At 63.6% G+C, this 24,465-nt stretch carries 13 protein-coding genes and 5 pseudogenes; 11 read left to right on the plus strand and 7 right to left on the minus strand.

The genetic code is table 11. The features are described 5' to 3' along the window. The first annotated feature begins 10 nt into the window (after nucleotides 1-10). On the plus strand, nucleotides 11-712 hold the full coding sequence (locus tag ACVWW3_RS01835) for a methyltransferase domain-containing protein (protein WP_456651074.1): 702 nt from the start codon (nucleotides 11-13) through the stop codon (nucleotides 710-712). A 27-nt stretch (nucleotides 713-739) separates the two neighbouring features. Next, nucleotides 740-1,906, plus strand: a complete 1,167-nt coding sequence (locus ACVWW3_RS01840; RefSeq protein WP_456651073.1) for a hypothetical protein — start codon at nucleotides 740-742, stop codon at nucleotides 1,904-1,906. A 177-nt stretch (nucleotides 1,907-2,083) separates the two neighbouring features. On the opposite strand, the pseudogene ACVWW3_RS01845 reads toward ACVWW3_RS01840, so the two are convergent. The 3 genes and pseudogenes from ACVWW3_RS01845 to ACVWW3_RS01855 form a co-directional block, all read right to left on the minus strand. Further along, a pseudogene (locus ACVWW3_RS01845) lies at nucleotides 2,084-4,454 on the minus strand (TonB-dependent receptor). Nucleotides 4,455-4,599: 145 nt separating this feature from the next. Further along, nucleotides 4,600-5,004: a DUF2946 domain-containing protein gene (locus ACVWW3_RS01850; protein WP_456651071.1), complete on the minus strand. Its 405-nt coding sequence runs from the start codon at nucleotides 5,002-5,004 to the stop codon at nucleotides 4,600-4,602. A gap of 161 nt (nucleotides 5,005-5,165) precedes the next feature. Further along, nucleotides 5,166-9,323 carry a hypothetical protein gene (locus ACVWW3_RS01855; RefSeq protein ID WP_456671831.1) on the minus strand — a complete coding sequence of 1,386 codons (4,158 nt, stop codon included), beginning with the start codon at nucleotides 9,321-9,323 and terminating at the stop codon, nucleotides 5,166-5,168. Nucleotides 9,324-9,891: 568 nt separating this feature from the next. On the opposite strand from ACVWW3_RS01855, the gene ACVWW3_RS01860 reads away from it, so the two are divergent. Then, on the plus strand, nucleotides 9,892-10,488 hold the full coding sequence (locus tag ACVWW3_RS01860) for a hypothetical protein (RefSeq protein WP_456671832.1): 597 nt from the start codon (nucleotides 9,892-9,894) through the stop codon (nucleotides 10,486-10,488). Between the two features lie 61 nt (nucleotides 10,489-10,549). Here ACVWW3_RS01860 and ACVWW3_RS01865 read toward each other — a convergent pair whose 3' ends face one another. The 4 genes and pseudogenes from ACVWW3_RS01865 to ACVWW3_RS01880 all read right to left on the minus strand — a co-directional run bounded on the left by ACVWW3_RS01865 (nucleotide 10,550) and on the right by ACVWW3_RS01880 (nucleotide 17,434). After that, on the minus strand, nucleotides 10,550-12,613 hold the full coding sequence (locus ACVWW3_RS01865) for a hypothetical protein (protein ID WP_456651068.1): 2,064 nt from the start codon (nucleotides 12,611-12,613) through the stop codon (nucleotides 10,550-10,552). Between the two features lie 67 nt (nucleotides 12,614-12,680). After that, nucleotides 12,681-15,495: pseudogene (locus ACVWW3_RS01870) on the minus strand (DUF4159 domain-containing protein). Then, entirely contained in the window at nucleotides 15,492-16,436 is a 945-nt protein-coding gene (locus ACVWW3_RS01875; protein WP_247440774.1) for a DUF58 domain-containing protein, read from the minus strand. Before ACVWW3_RS01875 ends, ACVWW3_RS01870 begins: the two are co-directional and overlap by 4 nt. After that, on the minus strand, nucleotides 16,436-17,434 hold the full coding sequence (locus ACVWW3_RS01880) for an AAA family ATPase (RefSeq protein ID WP_247340414.1): 999 nt from the start codon (nucleotides 17,432-17,434) through the stop codon (nucleotides 16,436-16,438). The genes ACVWW3_RS01875 and ACVWW3_RS01880 overlap by 1 nt, the downstream gene beginning before the upstream one ends. A 260-nt stretch (nucleotides 17,435-17,694) precedes the next feature. Here ACVWW3_RS01880 and ACVWW3_RS01885 point away from each other — a divergent pair, with 260 nt between their 5' ends. The 8 genes and pseudogenes from ACVWW3_RS01885 (at nucleotide 17,695) to ACVWW3_RS01920 (ending at nucleotide 24,417) form a co-directional block, all read left to right on the plus strand. Continuing rightward, the gene (locus ACVWW3_RS01885) at nucleotides 17,695-18,306 is read left to right on the plus strand and encodes a DUF1285 domain-containing protein (protein ID WP_456651067.1); all 612 of its coding nucleotides are present in this window, start codon (nucleotides 17,695-17,697) and stop codon (nucleotides 18,304-18,306) included. Then, a pseudogene (locus ACVWW3_RS01890) lies at nucleotides 18,303-18,975 on the plus strand (CoA pyrophosphatase). Before ACVWW3_RS01885 ends, ACVWW3_RS01890 begins: the two are co-directional and overlap by 4 nt. After that, complete coding sequence (locus tag ACVWW3_RS01895) at nucleotides 18,972-19,235, plus strand: DUF6111 family protein (RefSeq protein WP_247340410.1); 264 nt, start codon at nucleotides 18,972-18,974, stop codon at nucleotides 19,233-19,235. The pseudogene ACVWW3_RS01890 and the gene ACVWW3_RS01895 overlap by 4 nt, the downstream one beginning before the upstream one ends. Before the next feature lie 10 nt (nucleotides 19,236-19,245). Further along, nucleotides 19,246-20,503: pseudogene (locus ACVWW3_RS01900) on the plus strand (CCA tRNA nucleotidyltransferase). Then, nucleotides 20,500-21,268 (plus strand): annotated as a pseudogene (locus ACVWW3_RS01905) (sulfite exporter TauE/SafE family protein). The pseudogenes ACVWW3_RS01900 and ACVWW3_RS01905 overlap by 4 nt, the downstream one beginning before the upstream one ends. Before the next feature lie 289 nt (nucleotides 21,269-21,557). Continuing rightward, entirely contained in the window at nucleotides 21,558-21,911 is a 354-nt protein-coding gene (locus tag ACVWW3_RS01910; protein ID WP_456671833.1) for a DUF6894 family protein, read from the plus strand. After that, complete coding sequence (locus tag ACVWW3_RS01915) at nucleotides 21,796-22,797, plus strand: glycosyltransferase family 2 protein (protein ID WP_456651064.1); 1,002 nt, start codon at nucleotides 21,796-21,798, stop codon at nucleotides 22,795-22,797. Before ACVWW3_RS01910 ends, ACVWW3_RS01915 begins: the two co-directional genes overlap by 116 nt. 540 nt (nucleotides 22,798-23,337) lie before the next feature. After that, a complete protein-coding gene (locus ACVWW3_RS01920; RefSeq protein WP_456651063.1) occupies nucleotides 23,338-24,417 on the plus strand; it encodes a TauD/TfdA family dioxygenase in 1,080 nt (359 codons plus the stop codon). The last annotated feature ends 48 nt before the right edge of the window (nucleotides 24,418-24,465 follow it).

The following is a 24,465-nucleotide window of genomic DNA, read 5'->3' on the forward strand; positions in this document are numbered from 1 at the left end:
AGGTAGGGCAGTGCCGGTCGATCAGCAATATTACCGGGAGGTGGCGTCCGGGAGCACGGCGGAAAAGCTGCTGATCGCGGCGCGCGACCGCATATTCCGAGATTTCATCGCCCAGATGCAGCCGTCTGCGTCGGACGAGATCCTGGACGTCGGTGTTTCCGACGTGATCAACGACGGCGCAAACGTGCTGGAAAGAAGCTATCCACATCAGCACAAGATCACGGCCTGCGGGCTCGGCGAAGGAGCCGGGTTCAAGGCGGCTTTTCCGCTTTGCCGTTACGTGCAGATCGAACCGAATACACGGCTGCCGTTTGACGACAATGCGTTCGATGTCGCGACGTCCAATGCTGTGCTCGAGCATGCCGGCAGCCACGGAAAACAGGTGCTCCTGGTCAAGGAGCTTTGCCGCGTTGCGAGGCGGGTGTTCATCACGGTGCCCAACAGGTTCTTTCCGGTCGAGCACCACACGGCCATCCCGCTGGCGCACTATCTGGACGGCACCTTCAGGATCGCCTGCAGGATCGCCGGCAAATCGGAATGGACCGACGAGCAGAACCTGATCCTGATGACGCGAAAACGGCTGCTGGGGCTCGCCGCGCTGGTCGCCAGGTCCGAGATCGTCAAGTCTGCGGGTGCCAAGTCCGCAGCAGTGGGCTACACCGGTTTGTCGCTCGGCCCGCTATCGTCCAATCTCTATCTCGCATTCCGCTAAAGCAGCGCCGGCGCCGCCCGCCGCATCATGATCCCGATGAAGAAAATCCATACCAGCAAAGCCGTCTTCGCCGTCTTGTTTTTCGCGGTGCTGGCCGGCCATTTCTGGACGATGTTGCGATGGAATGAGGACCGCGGCGTCTATGACGACATCTGCTACCTGCGGCAGGCGCATCTTTTCCAGAGGTTCGGTCTCGCGGAGGGCTTCGACACCAGCCTCACCCGCGACGACGATGGCTATCTGAAAGCAAAGCTGAAGGCGATCGGCTATCCGAACTGGGCCGATACGACCGCCGCGCCCTGTCACAACTCGATGCCGGCCACAGGGAAGGTCGTCATTCAATACCCGCCGGGTGTCGGCCTCGTGTTGGCGTTGTTTCCGCCAGGGCACCAGGTCGTGCCCATGTACATGCTGGCGACCATCGTCGTCCTCGGCTTTGCGCTGTTTTCCCTTTCGCTCGCGCGCAGCATGAGGTCGGTCCTGATGGCCGGGACGTTCGGCTGTCTTGCGATCTACCTGATGGTCAATCCGGTCAAGGCGAGCTACTCGATGGCCCCGACGGTGGTCGTGTGCGCGCTCGCAGGATGTCTCACGGCGCGATGGCTGGCGGGCCCGCAATCCCAACCGAGGATCTGGCTGCTGACGCCAATCGGTTTCCTGCTCGGATTGACCGTCGATTTCCGATTGGCCAACCTCTTCCTGGCGTCCGGCTATGGCCTGTTTCTTCTCGTCATGTTCCTTGCGGAACGGACGATGTCGCGGTTTTTGCAGGGGGCCGTGTTCGGCGTCGCGTTGCTGGCCGGCGTGATACCGACCATCCTCTCTTACGCCGTCAACGCCGGCAGTCCGTTCGCGTCGACCTACGGCAACAACCCCGATGTCAGGCCGCTGGATTTTTCGTTCGCAGTGGTCCGGGACTATCTCGCCGACCCGCTCCAGACCTTGCTGATCGTCATCGGAATTGCAGGCTCGATCTGGCTGTTGCGGCAGGCGAATGGCACTCGCCGTGTCGCGCAGCTCACGATGACCAATCTGGCGCTCAATCTCGCCTTCTTCTTCACCTATCCGATCGCGACGCCATATTACACGATCCCCATTTCCCTCCTGACACTGTGGAGCCTGCTGTTTGCCGTCCTGTTCCAGGAAGCGGCAGAGGATGCCCCTGGAGCGGCCGCGTTAGCCAAAGCGCGATGAATTCAGGTTAGCTATCGCGCTTTCGGCGCGGCCACGCCTCATACTCCGTCATTGCGAGCGGCTTGTCCGCCGAAGCTCGAGAGCGAAGGCGGAAGCTAAGCAATCCATCTTACCGCATAGGCAGTCTGGATTGCTTCGTCGCAAGGCTCCTCGCAATGACGGGTTCGAGGCAGCCTTTTAGAACTTGAAGTTGGCGAACGCCCTGACGCCGATGCCGGGCATCAAGACCTCGTCCTTGGTGTAGGATACCGAGTTGCGGATGTTCTCGTTCAACAGATTGTTGCCGACGAGGCCGACCAGCATCTCGCGCGCGCCGAATGCATTCGGGTTGAGCTTGGTCTTGTAGCTGACCTCGGCCTTCAGCAAATTGTAGCCCGGTGTCGGCGTCTCCGCGATCACAGCGACGTTGTTCTGAGCGAAGGGGGGCGTGCAACAGATTGACGCGCATCAGCCAGTTGTCGTCGCGCCAGAACACGCCGCCGCCCAGTCTCAGCGGCGGAATCCGCGGCACGTTGGTGCCGTCGGTGAAGGTGGCACGCACGACGTCGAACTGGTTCTCGATGCCCCAGATGCCGCCCTGGAATGCACCGACATCGAACTGCGACTGGAATTCGCCGCCGCGGAAGTTGGCATTCCGCTGCGAATAGACCGCCAGGTTCAGCTCGGCACCGGGCGTGCCGCAGGAGGCAAAGTCGCCGTCGCACATCACGCCGGTGAGGCGGCGATAGATGAAATTGTCGAAATGCGTGTAAAAGGCGGTCGCCTCGAACCGGAACGGTCCGGTCGCCTTGCGCAAGCCGATTTCGACGGACTTCGCGGTCTCGATCGTGAGGTTCGGATTGCCGATGTCGAAGGTCGCGGTCGCATCATGGCCACCGCGCGAGAACAATTCGGCCGGCTTCGGCGCGCGCTCGACATATTGTGCGGTGATGCTGCCGACCATGCCGCCCGGCAGGTCCTGCAACAGGCCGATGCTGCCGCTCTTCGGCGTGAACGACGGATTGTGGACGATGCTTGTTTGCGGTGACCCGTCGGGCAGGAAGTCTGCGGGGAAATCGGGCGTGGACCCGTGCAGTTCGACATGTTCGATCCGGCCCGCGATTTGCGCCCTGGTCTGTTCGCTGAACTTGAACTCGTTGAAGACGTAACCCGCGACGCGGTAGTTTCGGTTCGGGTCCCACAACCCGTTGAACAGCGCGCCCGGATCGTCCGGACTTGGCGCCGTCAGCTCCTGGTGGCCCGCCTGGAAGCCGAACGCGGTCGTCACCTCGGCAAAACGGGCGTTGAACGGCATCAGCTGCACCTCGGTGCGGATCTCCTGCTCCTTGTTGGTGAAGGTCTGCCGCACGCCGTCGGTGTTGGGGTCGGCGGGATCGGCAAGCCCGATCTCGTTGTGCCGGTAGTCGGTCGCGCCGGCCCAGAAGCGAACGATTTCGATCGCCGCAGCGTCGGGATGGTACTCGCCCTTGACGTTGATCTTGGTCTGGTGAGCGTCGATCCGGGTGTTGTGGTCGGCGCCGTCGATGCCGGGGATGTGGTAGAGCGCGTCGTTCTGCGTGATCGCCGCACCGATATAGCCGCCCTGGAAGAAGTAGGAGCCGCCGATCGAGCCGCCGTCCGAGCGCGTCGCCGAATTGGGCTGGCGCCCGTTGGCGATGGAGCGCGTCTGGTCGGCGAGGTACGGGTAGCTCGGGATGCTGTAATCGGTGGTGTTGCGGCCGTAGACGTCAGCATGGAAGGCGTAATTGCCGCCCCCGGTGTCGAGCAGCACGCCGCTCTCGACGCCGCGATCGACCGAGCTGAACGCGCTGCGCGTTTCGGCGGTGACGCAAGGCGACGTCGCGGCGCCGGCGAGCGGCGCCTTGACCGGCAGGCCGAAACTCTGGAACGGCTGGGCACCGCAGTTCGGCAGCGCATCCGGAATCCGGTTGTTGGTGGCGCTGACGACGCCACCGATCGAGGTCGAGCCATAGCGCAGCGCGGCCGGCCCGCGCACCACCTCGACCTGGTTGGTCGCCAGCGGATCAATCGGGACGAAGTGATCCTCGCCGAGGTCGGAGGCACCACCGGCATTGGTGCCGTTCTCGATGATGCCGACGCGGTTGACGTCGAGACCCCGGATGATCGGCCGGCTGGAGGCGCCGGGCGCGAAGCTCGAGCCGGTGATGCCCGGCTTGGAGAACAGGAGATCGCCGAGCTGACCGCCGCCTTCGCGGCGGATCTCCTCGTTCGGCACGACCGTGACGGTGGCGAACTGGTTGGTCACGATCGGCAGCACGCCCTGCTGAGGTGCGGCGGGCGTGGAGGCTGCCGGCGTGGCGTCCGCTGCGCGTTCATGGCTGCGTGCCCGCGCGGTTCGCGTGGCGCGGCCCGGGTTGCGGGTCGGCACCACCGCCCTGCGCACGATGGGGCTCGGAGCCGTCACGGTGACGGCGGGGATTTCGGTAGACGCCGGCTGGTCCTGAGCCAGCGCCGGGGTGGCGGCGGCGCCGAGCAGGAGCAGGCTTGCTCCGCCAAGGCGCTGCGCGCGCCGCAATTCAAATGACATGGTTCTGATTCCAGTCAGGCGCCGTCCGCATGATTGTGTGTTGATCGGAGGCGGCCTGCCGTCGCTGCGCGACGGAATTCGACTTCAACTCCCGAGCATGCGCCGACTTTCGGCGAGCCCAGACGTGATCACGTGATGTCTGGAGTCAGGACGCGGGAGGGGCGCGCGGCTGGAACGCCGAGCCGGCCGACTTCAGATGGCTGAATTCAGCGTCGGTGGTGCGATAGAGCAGCTCGATCGCCTGCGGCAGCAGCAGCACAGGCGGCGCCGCGAACATGACGGTGCCCGCCATCGCGACCAATGCGCAGATCGCGCAATTGTCCTCGCCCGGCTGCTCCCGGTCGGGACCTGCCGGCGATTGCCTCTCGACCGCGGCACGGTGGATCGAAGCGAGACCGTTGGCGCTGTCGGTCTGCTGGAGCGCGGCCTGGGCGAGGGGAGCGGCCTGGGCGAACCAATGGCTGTGGCCGAACGTCAGCGCGAACTGCACCAGCATCGCGAATATCGCGAGCCGGGCGCCGTGCCTGATATTCGACCGGAACCACTTCATCTGAAAACGCCACCCCACATCGCGGGGGCATCATCCCCTGATCCCGCGACGTTATAATGTAACATCGCAGCATTGGTGAACGGATGTCAACCGCTGCCGGGCAGACCGGCGCGGGCCGGCTCCTCAATGTGTCGTTCGCGCAACTCGAAAATTAGGCGTAGCTACGGCGCCTCCGGGGGCCACGAACGTTCGGACATGACATCGGGGTGCCGAGCATCGTTGGCCGCGATGCCATGTTCATCCCGAAGCGTGTCGATAGCCTCCAAACAATTCTTCGCGATGGCTGCTTCTGTTGCCGAGCCGTTGAGCAGATCGAAGAGTGCCTTGCGCAAGCCGCCCACCGGAGCAGGATAGATGCTGTAGGAGTTCGAGCCTTCGGCGACGGGCACTTTGTCAACCGCCACGGCCTCTACGGCGCGCGCCATCTGCCCATCATAGCCCTGACTATTCGCCGCATATTTCTTGACCATAGCAAGAAGATCCTCCCCAGTTGCCGCCTCGCCAAAGAAATGCTCCAGCATCGCCCGGCCTGGACCGTTGCCAACTGTCTCGTACCGCCTCCTCAATTCAGGCTTTAGTTCAGGAAGTCTCTGTGCATATTCCGCCAACTGGCGGCCGACATGCCAGGCGTCGGCCCCGTGGGGGTCCGTCCCCAAAGTGCACTCGATAAAGAGATCGACATAGAGCAGCACGGATTCGAGAGTGCCCCGGTTTAGGATTGCCTGCATCCACGCATACTCGTCTGCGATATCCTTGTGCGCGCGTGCGAGGCTCGTTACCAGGGCGAGCCCTTCGGCGCCGGGCACCGTCGCAACCGCGGTTAACACGCGTTCCCACCGTTGCGCCCAGTCGCGGCCGTAGAATGCCTTGACCTTCGTCAAGCCATCGAGCACGGCTTGTGGCCGTGTCGTGAATGGCAGCAGCTCCACCCACGGTTCAACTTCCCAAGTGTTCTGTCGCTTGTGCCATGCTGTTGTCGGATCACTCGCTGCCGTGATCAGCCATTCATCGATCGCGCTCATAACGAGGTCGGCATCGAGAGTTTGCCCATCGAGCACCATGGCAGCCAGTAACGTCCGCTTTTGGTTCAATGCCTGCGGCAGGCCCACCACACGCGCCATCAGCTCGTCCTGATCGTCATGCGGCATGCCCAGCGCAATGCGCGCCAAGCTAATCGCGAGCAACTGGTCCTCTTTCGCCGCCTCCGGCCTCGCCAGCCGATCCATGGCGGCAAAGATGGGCGCCGCAAGAGTGTTCAATGGCTCGGGCCTCGGCGATACTGTACGAAATTTGCGGGCCGCCTCTACTTCATCGAACCACGGCCATCGACGATGAGTACCTGGTTCAGGCACATTGAGTTGCCGGTCCGATATCGATTTCAATATGACCGCGGCCGAAAAACCAAAATCCCTGTCTTCGAGATATTGCGTCGCAACTGCGGCCACGTCATCACCGCCGATGCGAATAAAGGCCGTGCGGTATTGAATGTCGTAATTCGTGCTTGCCTCAGATGACGCTTCAATATTGCCGCGTCTCCGAGCCTCCATATAGCCTGCGCGCGCCGCTTTTAGCCGCGACAGATCTTCGTCCAGGAGTCGTCTTAGTTCGGGTACGAGTTCCGGAAGACCGAGGCGACTTATGGCGCTCGACAGCTCGCTAAGATCATGCCGTCTTCCAGCAGGCGCTGAAATCACGGCATCGACCCAGCGCCGTAGAACCACAACCCACGCGGTCCTGGTAGCTGGATCGATCGCCAATGGCTGCTTACGGTCCTCATGATCAGTTCCATGCGCTGCCACCAGCGACGCCAGAGATGAAATATCGCCGAGTTCGTTTGAATTTGCTTTACGTGCGATGGCTGAAGCGAAAATGGTGGCACGCGTGCCACGAATTCTATCTTCGAGACGACGGCGCTCCTCGCTGAGTGCGCGATCGTTCCGTGCCGCGCGCAAAGCTTGCGCGCACGCTAGGAATTTCTCGATCAGTGCATCGACGGTCCTTGGACCTGCCATAACCGCCGCAGCATTGAGGCCGCGGTTTTCACGGCTCACATCGAGAATGGAATCTACGATCGGCCCTTCATCTGTCACATCCAAATTCAGAAGGAGCTCACCCGCGTGGTAGGGCAATTCGAGGCCCGCCTCCAGGCGTTGGCGGAGCCCTTGCAAGACCGCCAGGGGCGCGCGTTGTTGCGCGACATATAGTGGGCCACTTTGCCGGTCAATGACCAGAAATCGCGGGTCGGCAATCGCGGCCGCAATCCCCGCGTCGCGTCTGGAATCGTCGGCGGATTGTTGAAGAAGAAGGCTCAGCCGCTCCGCCGGTTCGGTTGCCTGTTCAAGAGCTGCAACTCGAATGGTGCTTAGCTTCTCTGCGATCGCGGCGTCCTGGATGTCGTCCGCATAGGCGCGTCTCGCGACAAGCGTCCATGTCTCTTCGTGCGCAACTGACAGCAAGGCTGCTACATGACGCTCGGCCAGCCGAAACTGAAGATGTTGTACGACATCCGCCTGAACCTTTGGGCTCGGATCAACCTTCGCTAGATCGACCGCCAGATCCATTCCGTCCACGCCGCTCTCGCCGGCGATCAACCCGAGCAGGTCTTTCCGCGTTTCCTCGGGAAGCTCGGCGATCTTCGTCTGCACATCAGGACCAAGGACTCCTCGACGAAAGCGCGGCGCGATGCGCAAAGTCCGGATCAGTATTTGTCTGTCGTTGCTCGATGCGAGCGGCCAAATCTGCGGCGCAAATTCGAGCCGACCCGTCATGATCATGAAGCGGACCGCACGATCCACTGCACCGGGTCTATGCCAACGTTTTGCAAACGCCACCATATCGGCGCTCACGAGGTCCCATACGGAGGACGTCGCACGATAGATCATCTCGGCTGCCAGCATAGGATCGATAGGCAGGGCGAGACGCACAGCTTGCGCCACGATCGCCGGACCGCCGTTTTCGCGTGAGAGTCGCTCCGTTGCGAATAAGACGGATTCCTCCCATCCGGGCTGATCCAAAATCGTGGCGCGCAGTTGCACACGGGCGCCGGCGTCGCCCCCGGCAGCGGCCCGCATCAATCCTGTAACCCTGTGACTGGCGTACCATTCCTGGAATTGCTGGTGCTGAAACGCGATGCCGCCGCCGGAGCGCATCAAGGTGTGATGGCTCGTCAACGCTTCAAGAACTGAAATCGGCTCCAGCGGAGTGGCAATCTGACCTTGCTCTCGCAGTCTGGCGGCCGTTGTGGTCACAATCCGGCGCGCATCCGCCTCGGACATTGTGGTCGCGCCGACGGCATTCAGATGGCTCGCCAGATCCGTCAGAATGTCCGAGTGGCATCCGAGCAGCGCCGAACGCAGGGCTTCGGCATGATCACCCGCCTTCTCATGTTGCTCGACGAACAGGCGCAGCACGGCTTCTTTGGTATCCGGCATGGCGCCTTGCGCGCCACCGCTAAGCAGGGCAGACAGGTACAAAGGTGTCGCGATTAACGCGCGAACGCCCGGCGTTCGCCAGGCGTTGTCGACTATCTTCGTACCAGCCGCACCATAAAGCGCGTCCGCGATCGAAATCTGCTGATCCTCAGACAGCGGTTCGATCTCGACGCGTGGCCCCGATATCGGAACATCAAGTGCCCGCCGCCGTGTCGTGACCACAATACGAACATCGGGCCAATCGCGGCGGATTTGCCCAATCTCGACGCGTAGCCGCTTGAGAGCATCGGGCGCGAGCTCGTTCCAACCGTCGAGCAACAGCAAAATCCGCCCGCGCTGGGCAAGCGCGCCAATTTCGTCAGCGCCTATCGTCCGGAAAGCGGCGCGTTGATGCAGGCTGGCAAGCAGCCCTGCTGATCCCGCGGACCAATCACCCAATCTGAAATACAGCGGTACGATCGACTGCGCTGTAAGCGCATGCCCGGCCAGTTGCAAAAGCGTCGTGGTCTTGCCTGTACCTGGTGGCGCCACGATCGTCACGTCAGGCGCGGCCTCGATAGCCAGCGGCAATTTGCCGATACCGAAAGACGGTGCAGCGCCGTCACCGTCTATCCTTAGAGTGAGTTCAACTGAGGCGTGTGACCAGAGCGGCCCGCGCTTGTGCGTTGCAAGATCGGTCGTTGCAGCAGCATGAATCCTGTCGAATATCGAGTTGAACGCGGCATCAACGGGTCGATCATCCGCCTCAATCGCCGCACCGACCCGTGCAACGTCCTCCGCGAGGGCGGCACCGGGTGCGACAAGCTCGCGGAAAGCCCGCGCTTGCGCGTTGCGCTTCCATGTGACCAATTGTTCGACGGTAAACCGGTTGGGATCGGCGTCGACCAATCGCCCGCGCAATTCTGGCAAAGCCAGAGTCCATTTTCCTTGCTGCGCCGTTCCTCCGACGTTTGGACCGCATTGTAGCGCGGGCCACCGGGAGAGGCCGCACAGATATGCGCTGCCACGCCTATGATGATCGTGCCGTCCTGCGTCGCGTTTGCGCCGAGAGTCGGCCGCCGGCATTCAGGATTGGAGCAGCGGTAAGCTACGCCCTTGGCAATCTCGGTAACGGTTCGCTTGGTGAAATCGTCGCGCACGTGCCGCCCAAAAAAAATCAAGGATCCGCCTCGGGCCCCAGCCAGAAAACGACGAATCTTTTATAAAACCAATAGCATAGAAAGCCTGCGGCTGCACGCCTGCGCGATTGTCGTTGTTTGTCTGCCCGGGACTTGGCAAGACGGATTGGCTAACACCGGATCATCAATGGCAAAAGTTCTCCCGAGCCAGATCATAAGCGCCATCGACGGCATGTTCGGCGCCAGCCGTAGCGAGGTCGACGGCGGCGCGATCACCCTATGTCCATCGCGCCGAAGTTCACGCGCTGCTAGGTCTTCTTGATCAAGTTCCAAGCGAATTGGTCGATCTGCCGGCCACGGAATATCTTGAGTATTCGCGCTGCCGCGCGGTGCTCGCGACCTCGCTTGCGCTCTGGAACGTCGGCGATACTCGGCCTGCACGAGACGTCGGCGGCAAGGACGCGGTCGAGCGAATCCGACGACTAATGAAGCAATGTCATGACGAACTGCCACCGCCAGAGCCCGAACTGCCCTTTATCGCGGATACCGACGTTCGCCTTGGGATCGAGGATCGCATCCGCGCCGCATGGACAGATTTCAACGCCCGCGAATGGATGGGGGCGACCGTTTTTGCAGGTGCGGCCCTGGAAGCCCTTCTTCTCTGGGCATTAAAGCAGGTGACACTCGCCAGCACGCCCAAACGGCCGCTTGACCAGCTTCATCTCGCCGACCTGATCAGCCTTGCTACGTCAAATGGCGTTATCGATGCTGCGACTGAACAACAGGCACGCCTTGCCAAAGACGCGCGCAACCTCGTTCATCCCGGCCGAGCGCTGCGTTCGGCCGAATCTTGTAATAAAGCTACCGCGCTTGCGGCACTTGCTGCGGTCTATCGCCTAATTGACCAGCTAAGAAAGCTGCTGGTCTCGCTTTGAGGACATATTCCCGCATTACGGGACTCACTTAACATCTTTCGCAGTATAGAGGCGCGCTGTACTAGCGCCCTTCGCGGACCCAGGTCGCGGCAAAGGCGCCGAGCAGCAGCAACAGCCCGATCAGGCCGGCGAAGATCGGCAGCACGCCGACGCCCTTCACGACGCTGGCGTCGCGCATCCGCACGCCCATCCAGCCGTCGCCATGGAAGACGCTCGCCGAGCGGACCGGCAGGACGCGCGGCAGCTCGACGTTGGCGCCGTCAACCACGCGCACGGCGTTGCCGCCCGTGGCCTGCGTCAGCGGCTTGAGAGTCTCGGTGGTCGAGGTAACTTCCGAAAACTCCTTCGGATTGGTCGGGCCGACATTGATCAGCGCCTTCAGCGTGCCGTCGGTCGCCTGCCACAGGCCGAGCTCGCTCGCCGGCAGGCTGGCGCGCCATTCGCCGGGATCGCCGGGCGCAAGCGTCAGATCGCGCGCCACGCCCGACGGCGAGGTCACGCTGACCGGCTGGACGCTGTCCGCCATGGTCTGGCGCACCACCACGAGATTCTTGCCCTGCACCTGCAGGCGCAGCGCTTCCTCGTCCAGATCGGGCTGCTTCATCAGCCAGTGCGACATGCGCCGCAACAGATCGAGATGCGGGCCGCCGCCTTCATAGCCGCGCGCCCACAGCCAGATGTGGTCGGAGAGCAGCAGCGCGACGCGGCCCTCGCCAAAACGCGACAGGAACAGCAGCGGCTTGCCGTCGGCGCCGGTCATCACCGGCGGGTTGACGGAATTGCGGGTGTCGACAGTGCGGAAGAAGCGGCTCCAGTGCGGCGGCTCGCTGGCGGAGCCTTCGAGGCCGCGCGTGACGGGATGGCGTTTGCCGACGTCGGACAGATGCGCGTAGAACGGCTTTTCCGTCACCCCGACCGGTTCGGCGGGCAGCACCGAATCCAGCGGCGTGCGCCAGATGCTGGTGTTGGAGGCGTAGTCGGGGCCGGCCGAGACCAGCACCGCGCCGCCGCCGCGAACGTAGCGTGCGATGTTGTCGAAATAGGCGATCGGCAGCACGCCCTGGCGGGCATAGCGGTCGAAGATGATCAACTGGAATTCGTTGATCTTCTGCTGGAACAGCTCGCGGGTCGGAAACGCGATCAGCGACAATTCGTTGATCGGTGTGCCGTCCTGCTTCTCCGGCGGACGCAGAATGGTGAAGTGGACGAGATCGACGCTGGCGTCGGACTTGAGCAAATTGCGCCAGGTGCGCTCGCCGGAATGCGGCTCGCCCGAGACCAGCAGCACGCGCAGCTTGTCGCGCACACCGTCGATGGCGACGACGGCGCGGTTGTTCACCGGCGTCAATTCCCGTTCGAGCGGCGAGGCCTCGATCTCGACGATGTTCGGCCCGGCATGCTTGATGTCGACGTCCACGCTTGCGGCCTGGCCGCTTCCCAGGGTGCGCTCGTTGATGACCTCGCCGTCCCTGCGGACCGTGACCTTGGCGCGCTCGCCGCTGACGCCCTGGTCGTCGAGGCGGTAGGTGATGGTCTGGGGCTGCCCGACGATGCCGAAGCGCGGCGCCGCCAGGATCGCGATGCGGCGGTCGCGCTCGTCTTTCTGTCCGGTGATCAGCGCGTGTACCGGCGCCTGGAAGCCGAGCCCGGCGGCGTTGGCCGGAATGTCGTGGACGCGGCCGTCGGTGATCAGGAAGGCGCCGGCGACGCGGTCGACCGGCACGTCGGCAAGTGCCGAGGCCAGCGCGCCGAACAGCTTGGTGCCGTCGGTCTCGCCATCGGCCTGTCCGGCGTCGACGACGCGGACCTCGAGCCCCTTGATCTTCTTCAGACTGTCGACCAGCGCCTCCTGCGCCTGCGCAGCCTCGCGATTGCGGTTGCCAAAGTTCTGGCTCGGGCTTTTGTCGACGACGACTGCTGCGACCGAGGTGAGGGGATCGCGGTCCTCGCGGGTGAAGGAGGGATTGGCGAGCGCCAGCAGGAACAGCACCAGCGCGGCGACGCGCACGGCAGCGCCGCGCGCACGCGCCAGCAGCAGCACGAGCGCGATGACGACGATCGCGGCCAGTGCGAGCCACAGGACGATCGCTGGAACAAGCGGTGTGAACGCGATGCCGTAATTCATATCGCACTTCTATTCATTGTGAGCATGACCTCTTCGGAAAACCGGTTCCCACTCTTCCGGATCATGCTTATTGCCCCAGCCGTTCAATCAACGCCGGTGCGTGCACCTGGTCGGCCTTGTAGTTGCCGGTCAGCGTGTACATCACGATGTTGGCGCCGGCGCGGTAGGCGAATTCGCGCTGGCGGGGGTCGCCGCCGGTCACCGGCAGCATGGCCTGGCCGTCGGGCCGCACGGCCCAAGCGCCGGCAAGGTCGTTCGAGGTGATGATGATCGGCGAGACGCCGTCGCCGCCGCGTGCCGGCCGCTGCGCGCTGTCGTCGTCCTCATCCCGCGGCAAGGTCTCGACCCAGGTCTGGCCGGTGTTGAAGCGGCCGGGGAAGTCGCGCAGGAGATAGAAGGTCTTGGTCAGCACGTGCTCGCGCGGCACCGGCTCGAGCTCGGGCACGTCGAGCGAGGACAGGATTTCGCGGAGCGTCTGCATGGCGGGGGTCTGCGCGGCGCCGTTTGCGCCGGGCGGTGCTTCGACCGCGTCGCGGGTATCGAACAGCACGGTGCCGCCCTGCTTCATGTAGGCGTCGATCTTGTTGATGGCGTCCTGCGGCGGCTTGGGCGCGCCGGGCACGATCGGCCAGTAGATCAGCGGGAAGAAGGCGAGTTCGTCGCGCGCCGGATCGATGCCGACGGGATCGCCGGCCTCGAGCGCGGTGCGCTGCGCCAGGAACAGCGTCAGTCCGGACAGGCCGGCCTTGACGATGGAATCGACGTCGGCATTGCCGGTCACGACATAGGCGAGTCGGGTCTGCGACACCGCCTTCATCGCGAACTCGTCGGACGCACTGTCCGCGTGCGACGGCGTCGGCACGAGCGCCACGAAGCCTGCGAGCGCCAGTCCGAAGACGATCATCGCGGGCGCGGCGCGGCGGCGCAGCAGCGCGGCGAGGCCGCCGCCGAGCACCGCGACGATGATGGCGTCGATCAGGAACAGCGCGAGCGCCGTCGACAGCAGCCAGCCGCGCAAGTCGCGCGGCTCGGCATTGGTGTAGGTGGCGTGCCGGGCGCGCAGGCTCGCGGTGTTCAGGGCTGCGATACGGTCGGCGCTGGCAAGCGTGTTCACGGCGAGCGGTCCTTCTGCCGGACCATAGAAGCCCGGCGGATGATCGGGTGTGGCGCGGTCGCGATAATCCGCGGGCAGCGGCTTTGCGGCGGCGGGCGGCGGGCCCGAAGGCTCCGAAGCCGTCGAGGATGTGCAGCGGCGCCACCGTCTCGGCGGTCGCCTCAGTGGCAACCCCGGCGCCGGGCTTGGCAGTATAGCCGGACATGTCGACGACACGCCGCAGGATTTCGACGAAGGTGCCGGACATCGGCAGATCCGACCAGCGCATGTCGGCGCTGACGTGGAACAGGCTGACCACGCCCTTGCCGCGATGCTCACCGGTCACCAGCGGCGTGCCGTCTTCCAGCGACGCCCAGCTCTTGGTGGCGAGCACGGCGTCGGGCTCGGCCAGCACCTGGCGGTTTATGGTGACGTCCTTGGGGACCACGACGCCGGCAAACGGACCGTCCGCCGCGAACGAGGCCAGATGTTGCGGCTTTTCCCAGGTCAGGCTGCCGCCGAGAGTCCGGCCGCCCTTGCGCAGCTTGACCGGCACGAGATCGTCTTCGGCCTGCGCCAGCCGCGGACCGGCGAACCGCACCAGCACGCCGCCCTGGTTGATCCAGGCATTGAGACGCTCGCGGATTTCAGGGGCGATGGTGCCGACATCGGCAAGGATGATCATCGGCAGCTTCTGGTCGAGGAACTGCGTGATGCCCTGCTGCGGCGCGCCCTTGTCGGCGAGCCGCACGTCCGCGAACGGCGCCAGCGCGCGGGTGAGATAGAAGGTCGGCGCCAGCAGCGGCTGCGCTGTCTCGCTGCTCGCGCCCGAGACGATGCCGATGGCGCGGCGGCGCCAGCGCTTGTCGAGCAGCTGGACCGCGCCGGCGGAGCGCTCACCGGCAATTTCAAGCCGCGTGATGTCGTTGCGCAGCTCGACCGGCAGATCGAACGCCGCTTCGGTTTCCTTGTCCTGCGGGCCGAACGAATAACGCGCTTCGCCGATCGGCGAGGCCTTCTGGTCCAGCGCGCGCACGGTGCCGATGGCAATGCCGCTGTCGGTGCGCAGCACCTTCACCGTCATCCTGGCGGCGGCGTTCTCGGCCGCGACCAGGGCCAGGGCTGAGGAGGTGCCGCCTTCGAACACGGTCAGGCTGCGGTCGCCGATGCTCTTGCCGAGGCCAGCCACGAATTCCTCGCCGCGACCGGTGTCGACGCCGTCGGAAAGCCAGGCGATCTCGCAGTCGCCGGTCGCTTTCAGGAAGCGATCGATTGCGGTCAGGGTCTCGACGCGGTCGATCGAATAGGGCTTCGGCGTGAGCTGCCGCAGCGCCACGCGCGCGGCGCCCGCCGGCATCAGGGTGATATCGCGGTTCGGCTCGGACAGCGGCGCCAGCGCAATCGCACGGCGGTCGTTCTCGGCATTGGCGATCAGCTCGTCGGCGGCCCTGATCCGGATGTCCCAGTTCGATGCCGCGCTCCAGCCGTCGTCGAACATGATCATCAGCGGCGCCTTGCTGGCGGCGATGCCTGTTTGCGGATTCCAGATCGGGCCGGCGGCGGCGAAAATGACGAGGGCCGCAGCCAGGAGCCGCAATGCGGTCAGCCACCACGGCGTCCGTGAGGGCGTCTCTTCGCGCGGTGCGATGTCGAACAACAGGCGCGTCGGCGGAAACTCGATGCGGCGCGGCCGTGGCGGCATCACGCGCAGCAGCCACCACAGCACCGGCAGGCTGACGAGGCCGATCAGGAGCAGCGGTTCGGTGAAGGCGAGCGGCAGTCCCATCATGCGGCGGGCCCCGCCTTGATGGTCGTGGTGCGGGCGCCCGACTTGCTCACCTGCATGCCGGCATGCAGGAACAGCAAGAGCTCGGCCGCGGAGCGGTCGGTCGCGTGCGTCGTGAACAGCCAATCGAGCTTGTTGGTCTCGGCGCGGATCTGGTCGCGGTGCAGCGCGAGCCGCGCGGTGTAATCCTGCGCCCAGCTCTCGGCGCGGCCGGCGGTGATCACGCCGAACCCTTCGGGCTCGACAAACTCGACGCGTCCGGAATAAGGAAACGACTCTTCGGCGGGATCGACGATCTGCACCAGCATGCCATGGGCGCCGGAGCCGGACAGGCCCGCGAGCGTCGTCCCGATCTCGGAGATCGGCGACCAGAAATCCGACAGCACGATCGTCTCGGCCAGCGCCGCGGGCACGAAGGACGGCGGCAGGCTCAGCCGGTCGGCATCGTCATGCATCATCGCCTGCGCCATCTTGTCGATGACGCTGCGGCTCGCGGTCGGTGTCATCAGCCCGGGAATGCCGACACGTTCGCCGCCGGAGACGAGCAGCTCGGCCAACGCGAAGGCGACGATCAGCGTCCGCTCGAGCTTGGATTCGCGCGCAGTCTTCGAGGCGAAGGCCATCGAGGGGGAGCGGTCGGGCCAGATCCAGACCGTGTGCGAGGCTTCCCATTCAAGCTCGCGGACATAGAGATGATCGTCACGCGCCGAGCGCCGCCAGTCGACGTTCTGCGCCGGCTCGCCGGAGACGAAGCGGCGGTACTGCCAGAAATTTTCGCCGGCGCCTGCGCGCCGTCGGCCGTGCAGACCGTGAATGACGTTGGCGGCGATACGGCGGGCCTCGAGCACCAGGCGCGGCAGCGAAGCGGCGAGCGTGCGGCTTTCGCCATCGGCACGTCGGATCGCGATGATCTCCTTCGCTGCTTGCCCGTTCTCTGCGGCCATCAACCGATCCGTGTTTTCAATTGCCGGATCACGTCCGGAATCGTGCGGCCTTCGGCGCGCGCCTGGAATGTCAGCGCCATGCGGTGCTTCAGCACGGGCTCGGCGAGGTCGAGCACGTCGTCGATCGAGGGCGCGAGGCGCCCGTCGATCAGCGCGCGTGCGCGCACCGCGAGCATCAGCGATTGGCTGGCGCGCGGGCCCGGTCCCCAGGCGATGAACTTGCCGGTCTCGCCGCTCTCCGGACCCGGACGGGCCGAACGGACCAGCGACAGGATCGCCTCGACAACGGAATCGCCGACCGGCAGGCGCCGGATCAGCCGCTGTGCGGTGATCAGCGCATCTGCGGTCATCGATCCCCTGGCCAGCGTCTCTTCCGCGCCGGTGGTCTCGAACAGGATACGGCGCTCGGCGTCGCGATCGGGATAGTCGACGTCGATCTCCATCAGGAAACGGTCGAGCTGCGCTTCCGGCAGCGGGTAGGTGCCTTCCTGCTCCAGCGGATTTTGCGTGGCGAGCACATGGAACGGCTTCGGCAGATCGTGGCGCGCGCCGGCCACGGTGATGTGCTGCTCCTGCATCGCCTGCAGCAGCGCCGACTGCGTGCGCGGGCTGGCGCGGTTGATCTCGTCGGCCATCAGCAGCTGCGCGAACACGGGGCCGGAGATGAAGCGGAAGGCACGCTTGCCGCTCGTGCTTTCGTCGAGCACTTCGGCGCCGAGAATGTCCGATGGCATCAGGTCGGGCGTGAACTGGATGCGCTTGGCATCGAGGCCGAGGGTGATGCCGAGCGTCTCGACCAGCTTGGTCTTGGCGAGACCGGGGACGCCGATCAACAGCGCATGACCGCCGGAGAGGATGGTGACCAGCGTGTTCTCGATCACGCGGTCCTGGCCGAAGATGACGGACGCGATCGCATCCTTTGCCGCGCGAATCTGGCTCGACACCTGCTCGGCCGAACGGACTACTCCGTCTTCGAGCTTCTCGACACTCTCCGCCATCCGTTAGCTCCTTCAGCCTGCCATGCGGCTCGCTTGCGTCGTCATGTCATCACATGGGCCCTATGCTAGACTTGCAGGAAGGCCATGTATTCGTTGAATTAACCTATCCCCACCTTATCGGCTTAGGGCTATGTAGGGCATCACGAAGTGGAGACCTCCACACCGGACTGATCCGGAGTGGAACCGTGCACCGACAGACGACGTAGACTTACAATTCAGACCTGCACCAAACGTGCCAAATGACAGAGTCAGGGCAAACCATGGCGAACCAAGGGCAGAGCGCCGATCGCGGTCTTGAGGGGCTGACTGCCGCCGCCAAAAGTGCTGCCGATGCCGAAGGCGTCAAAAAGGGCCTGCCTCCGGTGCATCTGTGGAATCCGCCGTTTTGTGGCGATCTCGACATTCGAATCGCTTCCGATGGCACTTGGTACTACATGGGGACGCCAATCGGCCGCCACGCGCTGGTCCGTCTGTTCTCGACCATCCTCAAGCGTGAAGGCGACAAGCATTTCCTCGTCACGCCGGTGGAGAAGGTTGGCATTCGCGTCGACGACGCGCCGTTCATGGCGGTCGAAATGCAGAAGGACGGCGAGGACAACCACCGCGTGCTCCGCTTCCGCACCAATGTCGACGACTGGGTCACCTGCGATGCGGCGCACCGGCTGCGCTTCGAGCAGGGCGAGGGCGGCGGACTGACGCCCTATCTGCATGTCCGCGCCGAACTCTGGGCCAAGGTCACCCGCGCGCTCTATTATGATCTGGTTGACATGGGTGAGGAGCGGATGGTCGATGGCCAGCCGATGTTCGGCGTCGAATCGGCCGGCGAATTCTTCGCCATGGCCGATGCGGAGCAGGTGAGGGCCGCGCTTTGAACAAGCCTATCCTGAAGACCGATCCCGCCACGTTCGGAGCGGCCGATTTTTTCGCCCGCTCCAAGGCGCGATTAGGCTTCGACGTGCCGCCCGGCCTGTTCGATCCCAACATCATTCCGGCCTCGGGCGATCCCGGCACCGACAAGATGCTCGAGATCATCGCGCGTGAGCAGCCGGTGCGGCCGGCGGCGGTTTTGATCGCGGTGGTCGATCATCCCGAGCCGACCATCCTGCTGACGCAGCGCTCGGCGCATCTGAACGACCATGCGGGCCAGATTGCTTTTCCCGGCGGCAAGATCGACGCGACCGACTCCTCGCCGCTCGATGCGGCGCTGCGCGAGGCGGAGGAGGAGATCGGGCTGTCGCGCGACTTCGTCGAGCCGATCGGCTATCTCGATCTCTACGGCACCGCGTTCGGCTTCCGCATCCTGCCGACCGTAGCCCGGGTGCGGCCGGGTTTTGAGCTGACGATCAACCATTCCGAGGTTGATGATGCGTTCGAAGTGCCGCTATCCTTCCTGATGAAACCCGGCCAACCACCAGGTGCACAGCAAGGAATTCCGCGGCATGGAGCGGTCCTACTACGCGATGCCGTTTGCGGAACGCTACATCTGGGGGGCGACGGCCGGAATGCTGCGTGTGCTTTACGAGCGGATCTATTCATCATGATCCGTCCAGTTCTGACCGAGATCGGAATTTTCCTCGTTCCCTTCGCCGTCTATGCGCTGTTCCTGGCCGCCAGCCGTTCCGGGCTGTTCGTGCAATCGTCCTGGCCGATCACCATCGTCGCGCGTCTCATGCTGGCGGCACTCGTGCTGGTGATCGCGGGGCTGATCGGGTTTGCGCATTTCTCCGGCGCGGCTCCGGATTCGACCTATGTCCCCGCCCATGTCGAAAACGGCAAGCTCGTGCCGGGCGTGGAAAGATAGGGGCCGGCCGATGAGCGCGGAGCCCATGCTCGCCGATGCGCCCTGGCTGATTTCGGGAGGGACCGCGCGCGTCCTGGAGCTGCTCAACGCCGATGGGGAGGAGGCGCGGGTGGTCGGCGGCGCCGTGCGCAACGCGCTGCTCGGTCTCGTGCCCGGTGATATCGACATCGCGACCACGGCGCTCCCGCACGAGGTGGTGCGGCGCGCCAAGAACGCCGGCATCAAGAGCGTGCCGACCGGCATGGACCACGGCACCGTCACGCTCGTCATCGACAGCCAGCCATACGAAGTCACGACGCTGCGCGAGGACACCGAGACCTTCGGCCGCAAAGCCAAGGTCGCGTTCGGCCGCGACTGGGTGAAGGACGCCGAGCGGCGCGACTTCACGATGAACGGGCTCTCGGTCGATGCTGATGGCGTTGTCTACGATTACGTCGGAGGCGTCGCGGATGCGGCCGCGCGGCGCGTGCGCTTCATCGGTGATCCCGACCAGCGCATCGCCGAGGATTTCCTGCGCATCCTGCGCTTCTTCCGCATCCACGCCGCGTTTGGCGCCGGCGATCCCGACCGCGACGGCTATCTCGCCTGCATCCGCGGCCCGCGCCGGCCTAGCGAGCCTGTCGGCCGAGCGGCTGCGCATGGAGATGCTGAAGCTGCTGGTCGCTCGCGGCGCGTCTGCCGCCGCGCTTGCGATGGCGGATGGCGGATTGCTGCAAGCGCTGACCGGCGGCGTCGCCTACACCGGGCCGCTCTCGGCGATGATCGCGATCGAGCGTGAGCTCGGCCTCGCTGCCAGCGCAACGCGGCGGCTCGCTGCGCTGACGGTCGCCGTGACTGAAGATGCAAAACGCGTCGCCGCGCGCTTGAGACTCTCCAATGCGGAAACCAAGGCGCTGGATTCGATGGGGCACCGCTGGTGGCGCCTGGCGATCAAGGACGAAGCCGATGCGCGGCGGCTGCTCTACCGGCTCGGTGCGGAGCGCTATCACGATCGCGTGTTGCTTGGCTGGGCGCGAGGCGGCGATCACGTCGGCTCGTCGCGATGGCGTGTGCTCGCCGAGCTGCCGCAGCGCTGGACTGCGCCGAAATTTCCGCTGAAAGCTGCCGACTTCATCGCGCGCGGCATGGCGGAAGGACCCGCGCTCGGGCATGTGTTGACGCTCGCCGAGGACGCTTGGCTTGCGGCGGATTTTCCCCTAGAGGACACCGCACTCGCTTCCATCGCCGATCAAGCAGCGGCACGCGTCAGCCGCGACGAGAAAACGTGACCATCGTCTCAGGCTTCGCCGACATCTCGATCTTTCAGCTTCTGCTGGTCGCGTTGATGGCGCTGTTTGCTTCGATCATCGGGGGTCTCGCCGGCTACGGCACCGGCGGCTCTGATGCCGCTGGTGCTGGTCCCTCTCGTTGGCGCCGAGCCGGTAGTGCCGATCATCGCGATCTCCGCGATCTTCACCAATTCCAGCCGCGCGATTGCCTATCTGCGTTACGCCGACCGCCGCCGCGCGCTGATCGTGCTCGCCTGCGCGGCGCTGACGACGGCGCTCGGCGCTTACGGCTACACCCGGCTGACCAACGCCGGCGCCGCGCTGGTGATCGGCTCCATGCTGATCCTGAGCGTACCGCTGCGCCGGATGCTCCGCCGTCGCCAGGTCAGGATCGGCGACACCGGCCTTGCGGCTGGCTCCGTCGGCTACGGCGTGCTGGTCGGCGGCACCTCGGGCTCCGGCGTGATCCTGCTCTCGCTGCTGATGGCCGCGGGACTCGAGGGCGCCGCCGTGATCGCGACCGACGCGATGATCTCGCTCGGCACGGGTCTGATCAAGATTTCGGTGTTCGGCCTCGCCGGCGCGGTCACCGCGCGGGTGCTCGCCTTTGCGCTGCTGATCGGCGGGATCGCGATCCCCGGCGCGTTCCTCGCCAAAGCCTTCGTCGAGCGGATGCCGGTGCATATCCACACCGCGATCCTCGATGTCGCGGTGATCACCGGCGGGCTGGTGATGATCTCGGCGGCTGCACGACAGCTGATCTGATAGATTATCGCGGAGCGGGACGCGTAGTTACCTCTCCCCGGGACAGAGCGCATATGGGCGCCGAAGCTTCCACAACGTCACGGCCGGGCCTGTCCGTACAAGCCCGGGCATGACGACCTTTTGGGTTACGATGACAGTGCACTTAATCATCATCATCGCCGTCAGACTGCGCTGGCTTCGGTCCGTGCTTGCCGGGCTTGAAGCGGGTCGGGTCAATTGGGTGTACCGTAATTCCCGCTGCCGTGGCCTTCGCCTTCCGGTATCGCTCCGCCGGTTCTAAGTGTCATATGTGCTTTTGGAACGGAGGCGCTTCGTCGGGCGTTTCCGGAGCAGGCCGAGGTACGTCTTCCGCGTCCACAATGTTGCGTCCAGCAAGGACGAGCAAGGGGAGGAACTGCGAGACGACAAAGCCGCGTGGCGAGAGGCCACGAGCTTCGCTCTATTCAAGGATGTCGACGGCAATTCCGCCCGGCCAAGAGTGGAGCCTAGGCCTCGACCCTCTTTGCGATGGTCTGTGGAGACAAGAAATGAGCTCCGTAGACATTGTTGTTCCCTGCTTCCGGTATGGGCACTTCCTGCGAGAGTGTGTCGAGAGCGTTTTGGCGCAATCCGGCCCCGAGTTGCGCGTGCTCATTATCGATGATGCGTCGCCCGACAATACAGCGGAAGTTGCGGAAGAGTTAGCCCACTCCGATCCCCGGGTGGATTATCGCAGGCACACCTCGAATCAAGGGCTCATTGCTACCGCCAATGAAGGCATCGCCTGGACGAGAGCCGACTATATGCTTCTGCTGTCTGCGGACGATTACCTGTTGCCCGGCGCCCTTGCGAGATCGGTCGAGCTGATGGACGATCATCCGTCTGTCGCTTTCACCTTCGGCGGCGCGGTTGTTCTTGATCAACAGGGGGAGCGTTCGCGGCGTAGAACAGGCGTGGGATCAAGAACCAACATTTTGTCGGGCCTCGATTTCATTACACTTAGCGGCGCAAAAAACATTGTGCTATCACCAACAGTAGTGGTTCGTACGAGCCTGCAGAAAAGATTGGGCGGGTATTTAGCTGATTTACCCTACGCTTCTGACATGGAAATGTGGTTCCGGCTCGCCGCGCACGGCGACGTCGGGGTCATTGCCGCTGATCAAGCCGTGTATCGAGCGCACTCGGCCAACATGTCAAGCGAGCCTTCGCGGGAGCAAGACCTGCTCCAACGCAAGGCGGCGATTGAACATTTCCTGACTAATGGTGCTGCCAGGTTGACCAACGCTGCTGATCTTCGTGCCTGGATGAACCACATGTTGGCACTTGAAGCGATCGGTTGCGCAAGCACTGCCTTCAACGAAGGAGCGATAGAAAGCTCAGCAGGCCTTTCTAAACTTGCGGTCGGTATTGATCCGACCGTTCGAAGAACGCGTCGTTGGTGGTTTCTTGCCTGCAAGAAGGTTCTTGGGCTGCGAGGATGGCAGCTCGTGCGGCCTGCAGTTGAATGGTTTAGAGCTATCTTACCGAACGAGCCCCGCGGAGCGGACTGAATGTGCGCAAGTTGAGATCTGAGATTTTGAACCGGAACGGACCTCGTCAAGCGAACGCACCTGTTGCAGACGATCTGTACAACACGTACGGTCGCCGATACGATGCAAGGAACCCAATGACTGATCGAGAAAAGATTCTAATCGCCCTTCGAGAAAAGCCTCTGAAGACTTTCGAAATCATGAAGCGCGTCAACATAAAGAACCAGGACGACTGCCAATCGCTCCTGTTGAAGATGCGTGACGACGGCGCCGTGAAATTCGATATTCATAAGGGGCATTGGCTCGTTGCGTGACGACGTTCACTTGGTCACCAGCGGCTGGTGGAACTGCTCCCAAGTTCCTTTCAGCGGAGAGAACGACTAGCCGCCTTCGGGCGGCTTTTCTCTTGGCAGTAACTTCCGTTGGTCACTTTTCAGAAATGGCCTTGGGCTGCGGGATGTCCGTTCGCAGGGGTCGCCAAGTTGCAAACAAGCGGTCGGCACAATATCGTCGATCGTCCGCCCCCATTTCTGACGTCCGATCTTCTCAGGAGCCAACACGATGAATGTGGTCTCAGTGCCCAGCGGGATCAATCGTCCTCCAGGGAGGGTCGATATCGCGTCTGCCTGGCAAGGCGCTGAGATGAAGGCCAAGGCCAATCCTGATCGATGGTTGATATTGCTTGCTGCCGGCGAGATCGCCGAGCTCGAGAACGCGGCTGAAACATATCTCGGCAGAAGCAAAGAAATCGCAGAGATCACGAAGGAAAGCTTTCCGCTTCCTCACTTCGGCGCGCACCTGGAAGATCTCAAGAAGAAGCTGTTGGTCGGCTTGGGCTTCGAAGTCATACGCGGCCTCCCGGTGGCAAAATATAGCCAGGAGTTTGCCGCTACGATATTTTGCGGGGTGGGCGCGCATCTTGGATCGGCGCGGTCTCAGAATGCAGCGGGTCACATTCTCGGTCACGTCCGTGACATAGGCGCCGATGCGAAGGATCCGAACACTCGAATTTATCAAACTTCGGAACGTCAGACATTCCATACGGATTCGTCCGACGTGGTCGGATTGTTATGCATTCGCGAGGCGATGGAGGGAGGGGATTCTCTCCTTGTCAGCACGACGACAATCTACAACGAGATGTTTGACAGACGTCCCGACCTTGCCGCTCTCTTGTTTGATCCGATCGCGACAGACCGGCGAGGCGAGGTGCCGGAGAACGAAAAGCCATATCTTGAAATCCCGGTGCTGAATTGGCATGCGGGGTTCCTGACCGGGTTCTATCAGCGCCAGTATATCGATAGTGCGCAGCGCTTTCCCGATGCGCCGAGACTGACGCCCGCTCACGTCGAGGCGCTCGATCTCTTTGACGCGCTCGCAAACAGCCCCACTCTGCATTTCGGCATGCGGCTTCAGCCGGGTGACATGCAGTTCGTTTACAATCATGCTTTGTTGCATGATCGGACCGGATTCCGTGATTGGCCCATTGCAAGCCAAAAGCGTCACTTGTTGCGCCTTTGGCTCAGCATGGAAGGCGACCGGCCGCTGCCCGATTGTTTCAAACAGCGCTATGGTTCGATTGAGATTGGCAACCGTGGCGGCATTATCACCGGAGGTACCAGTCTGAACGTTCCGTTGGATTGACGTTCGAAGCATCCAGCGATGTCCGCTCTTGCGCCGTTGTTGGCATAG

This window comes from Bradyrhizobium sp. LM2.9 (assembly GCF_054056555.1).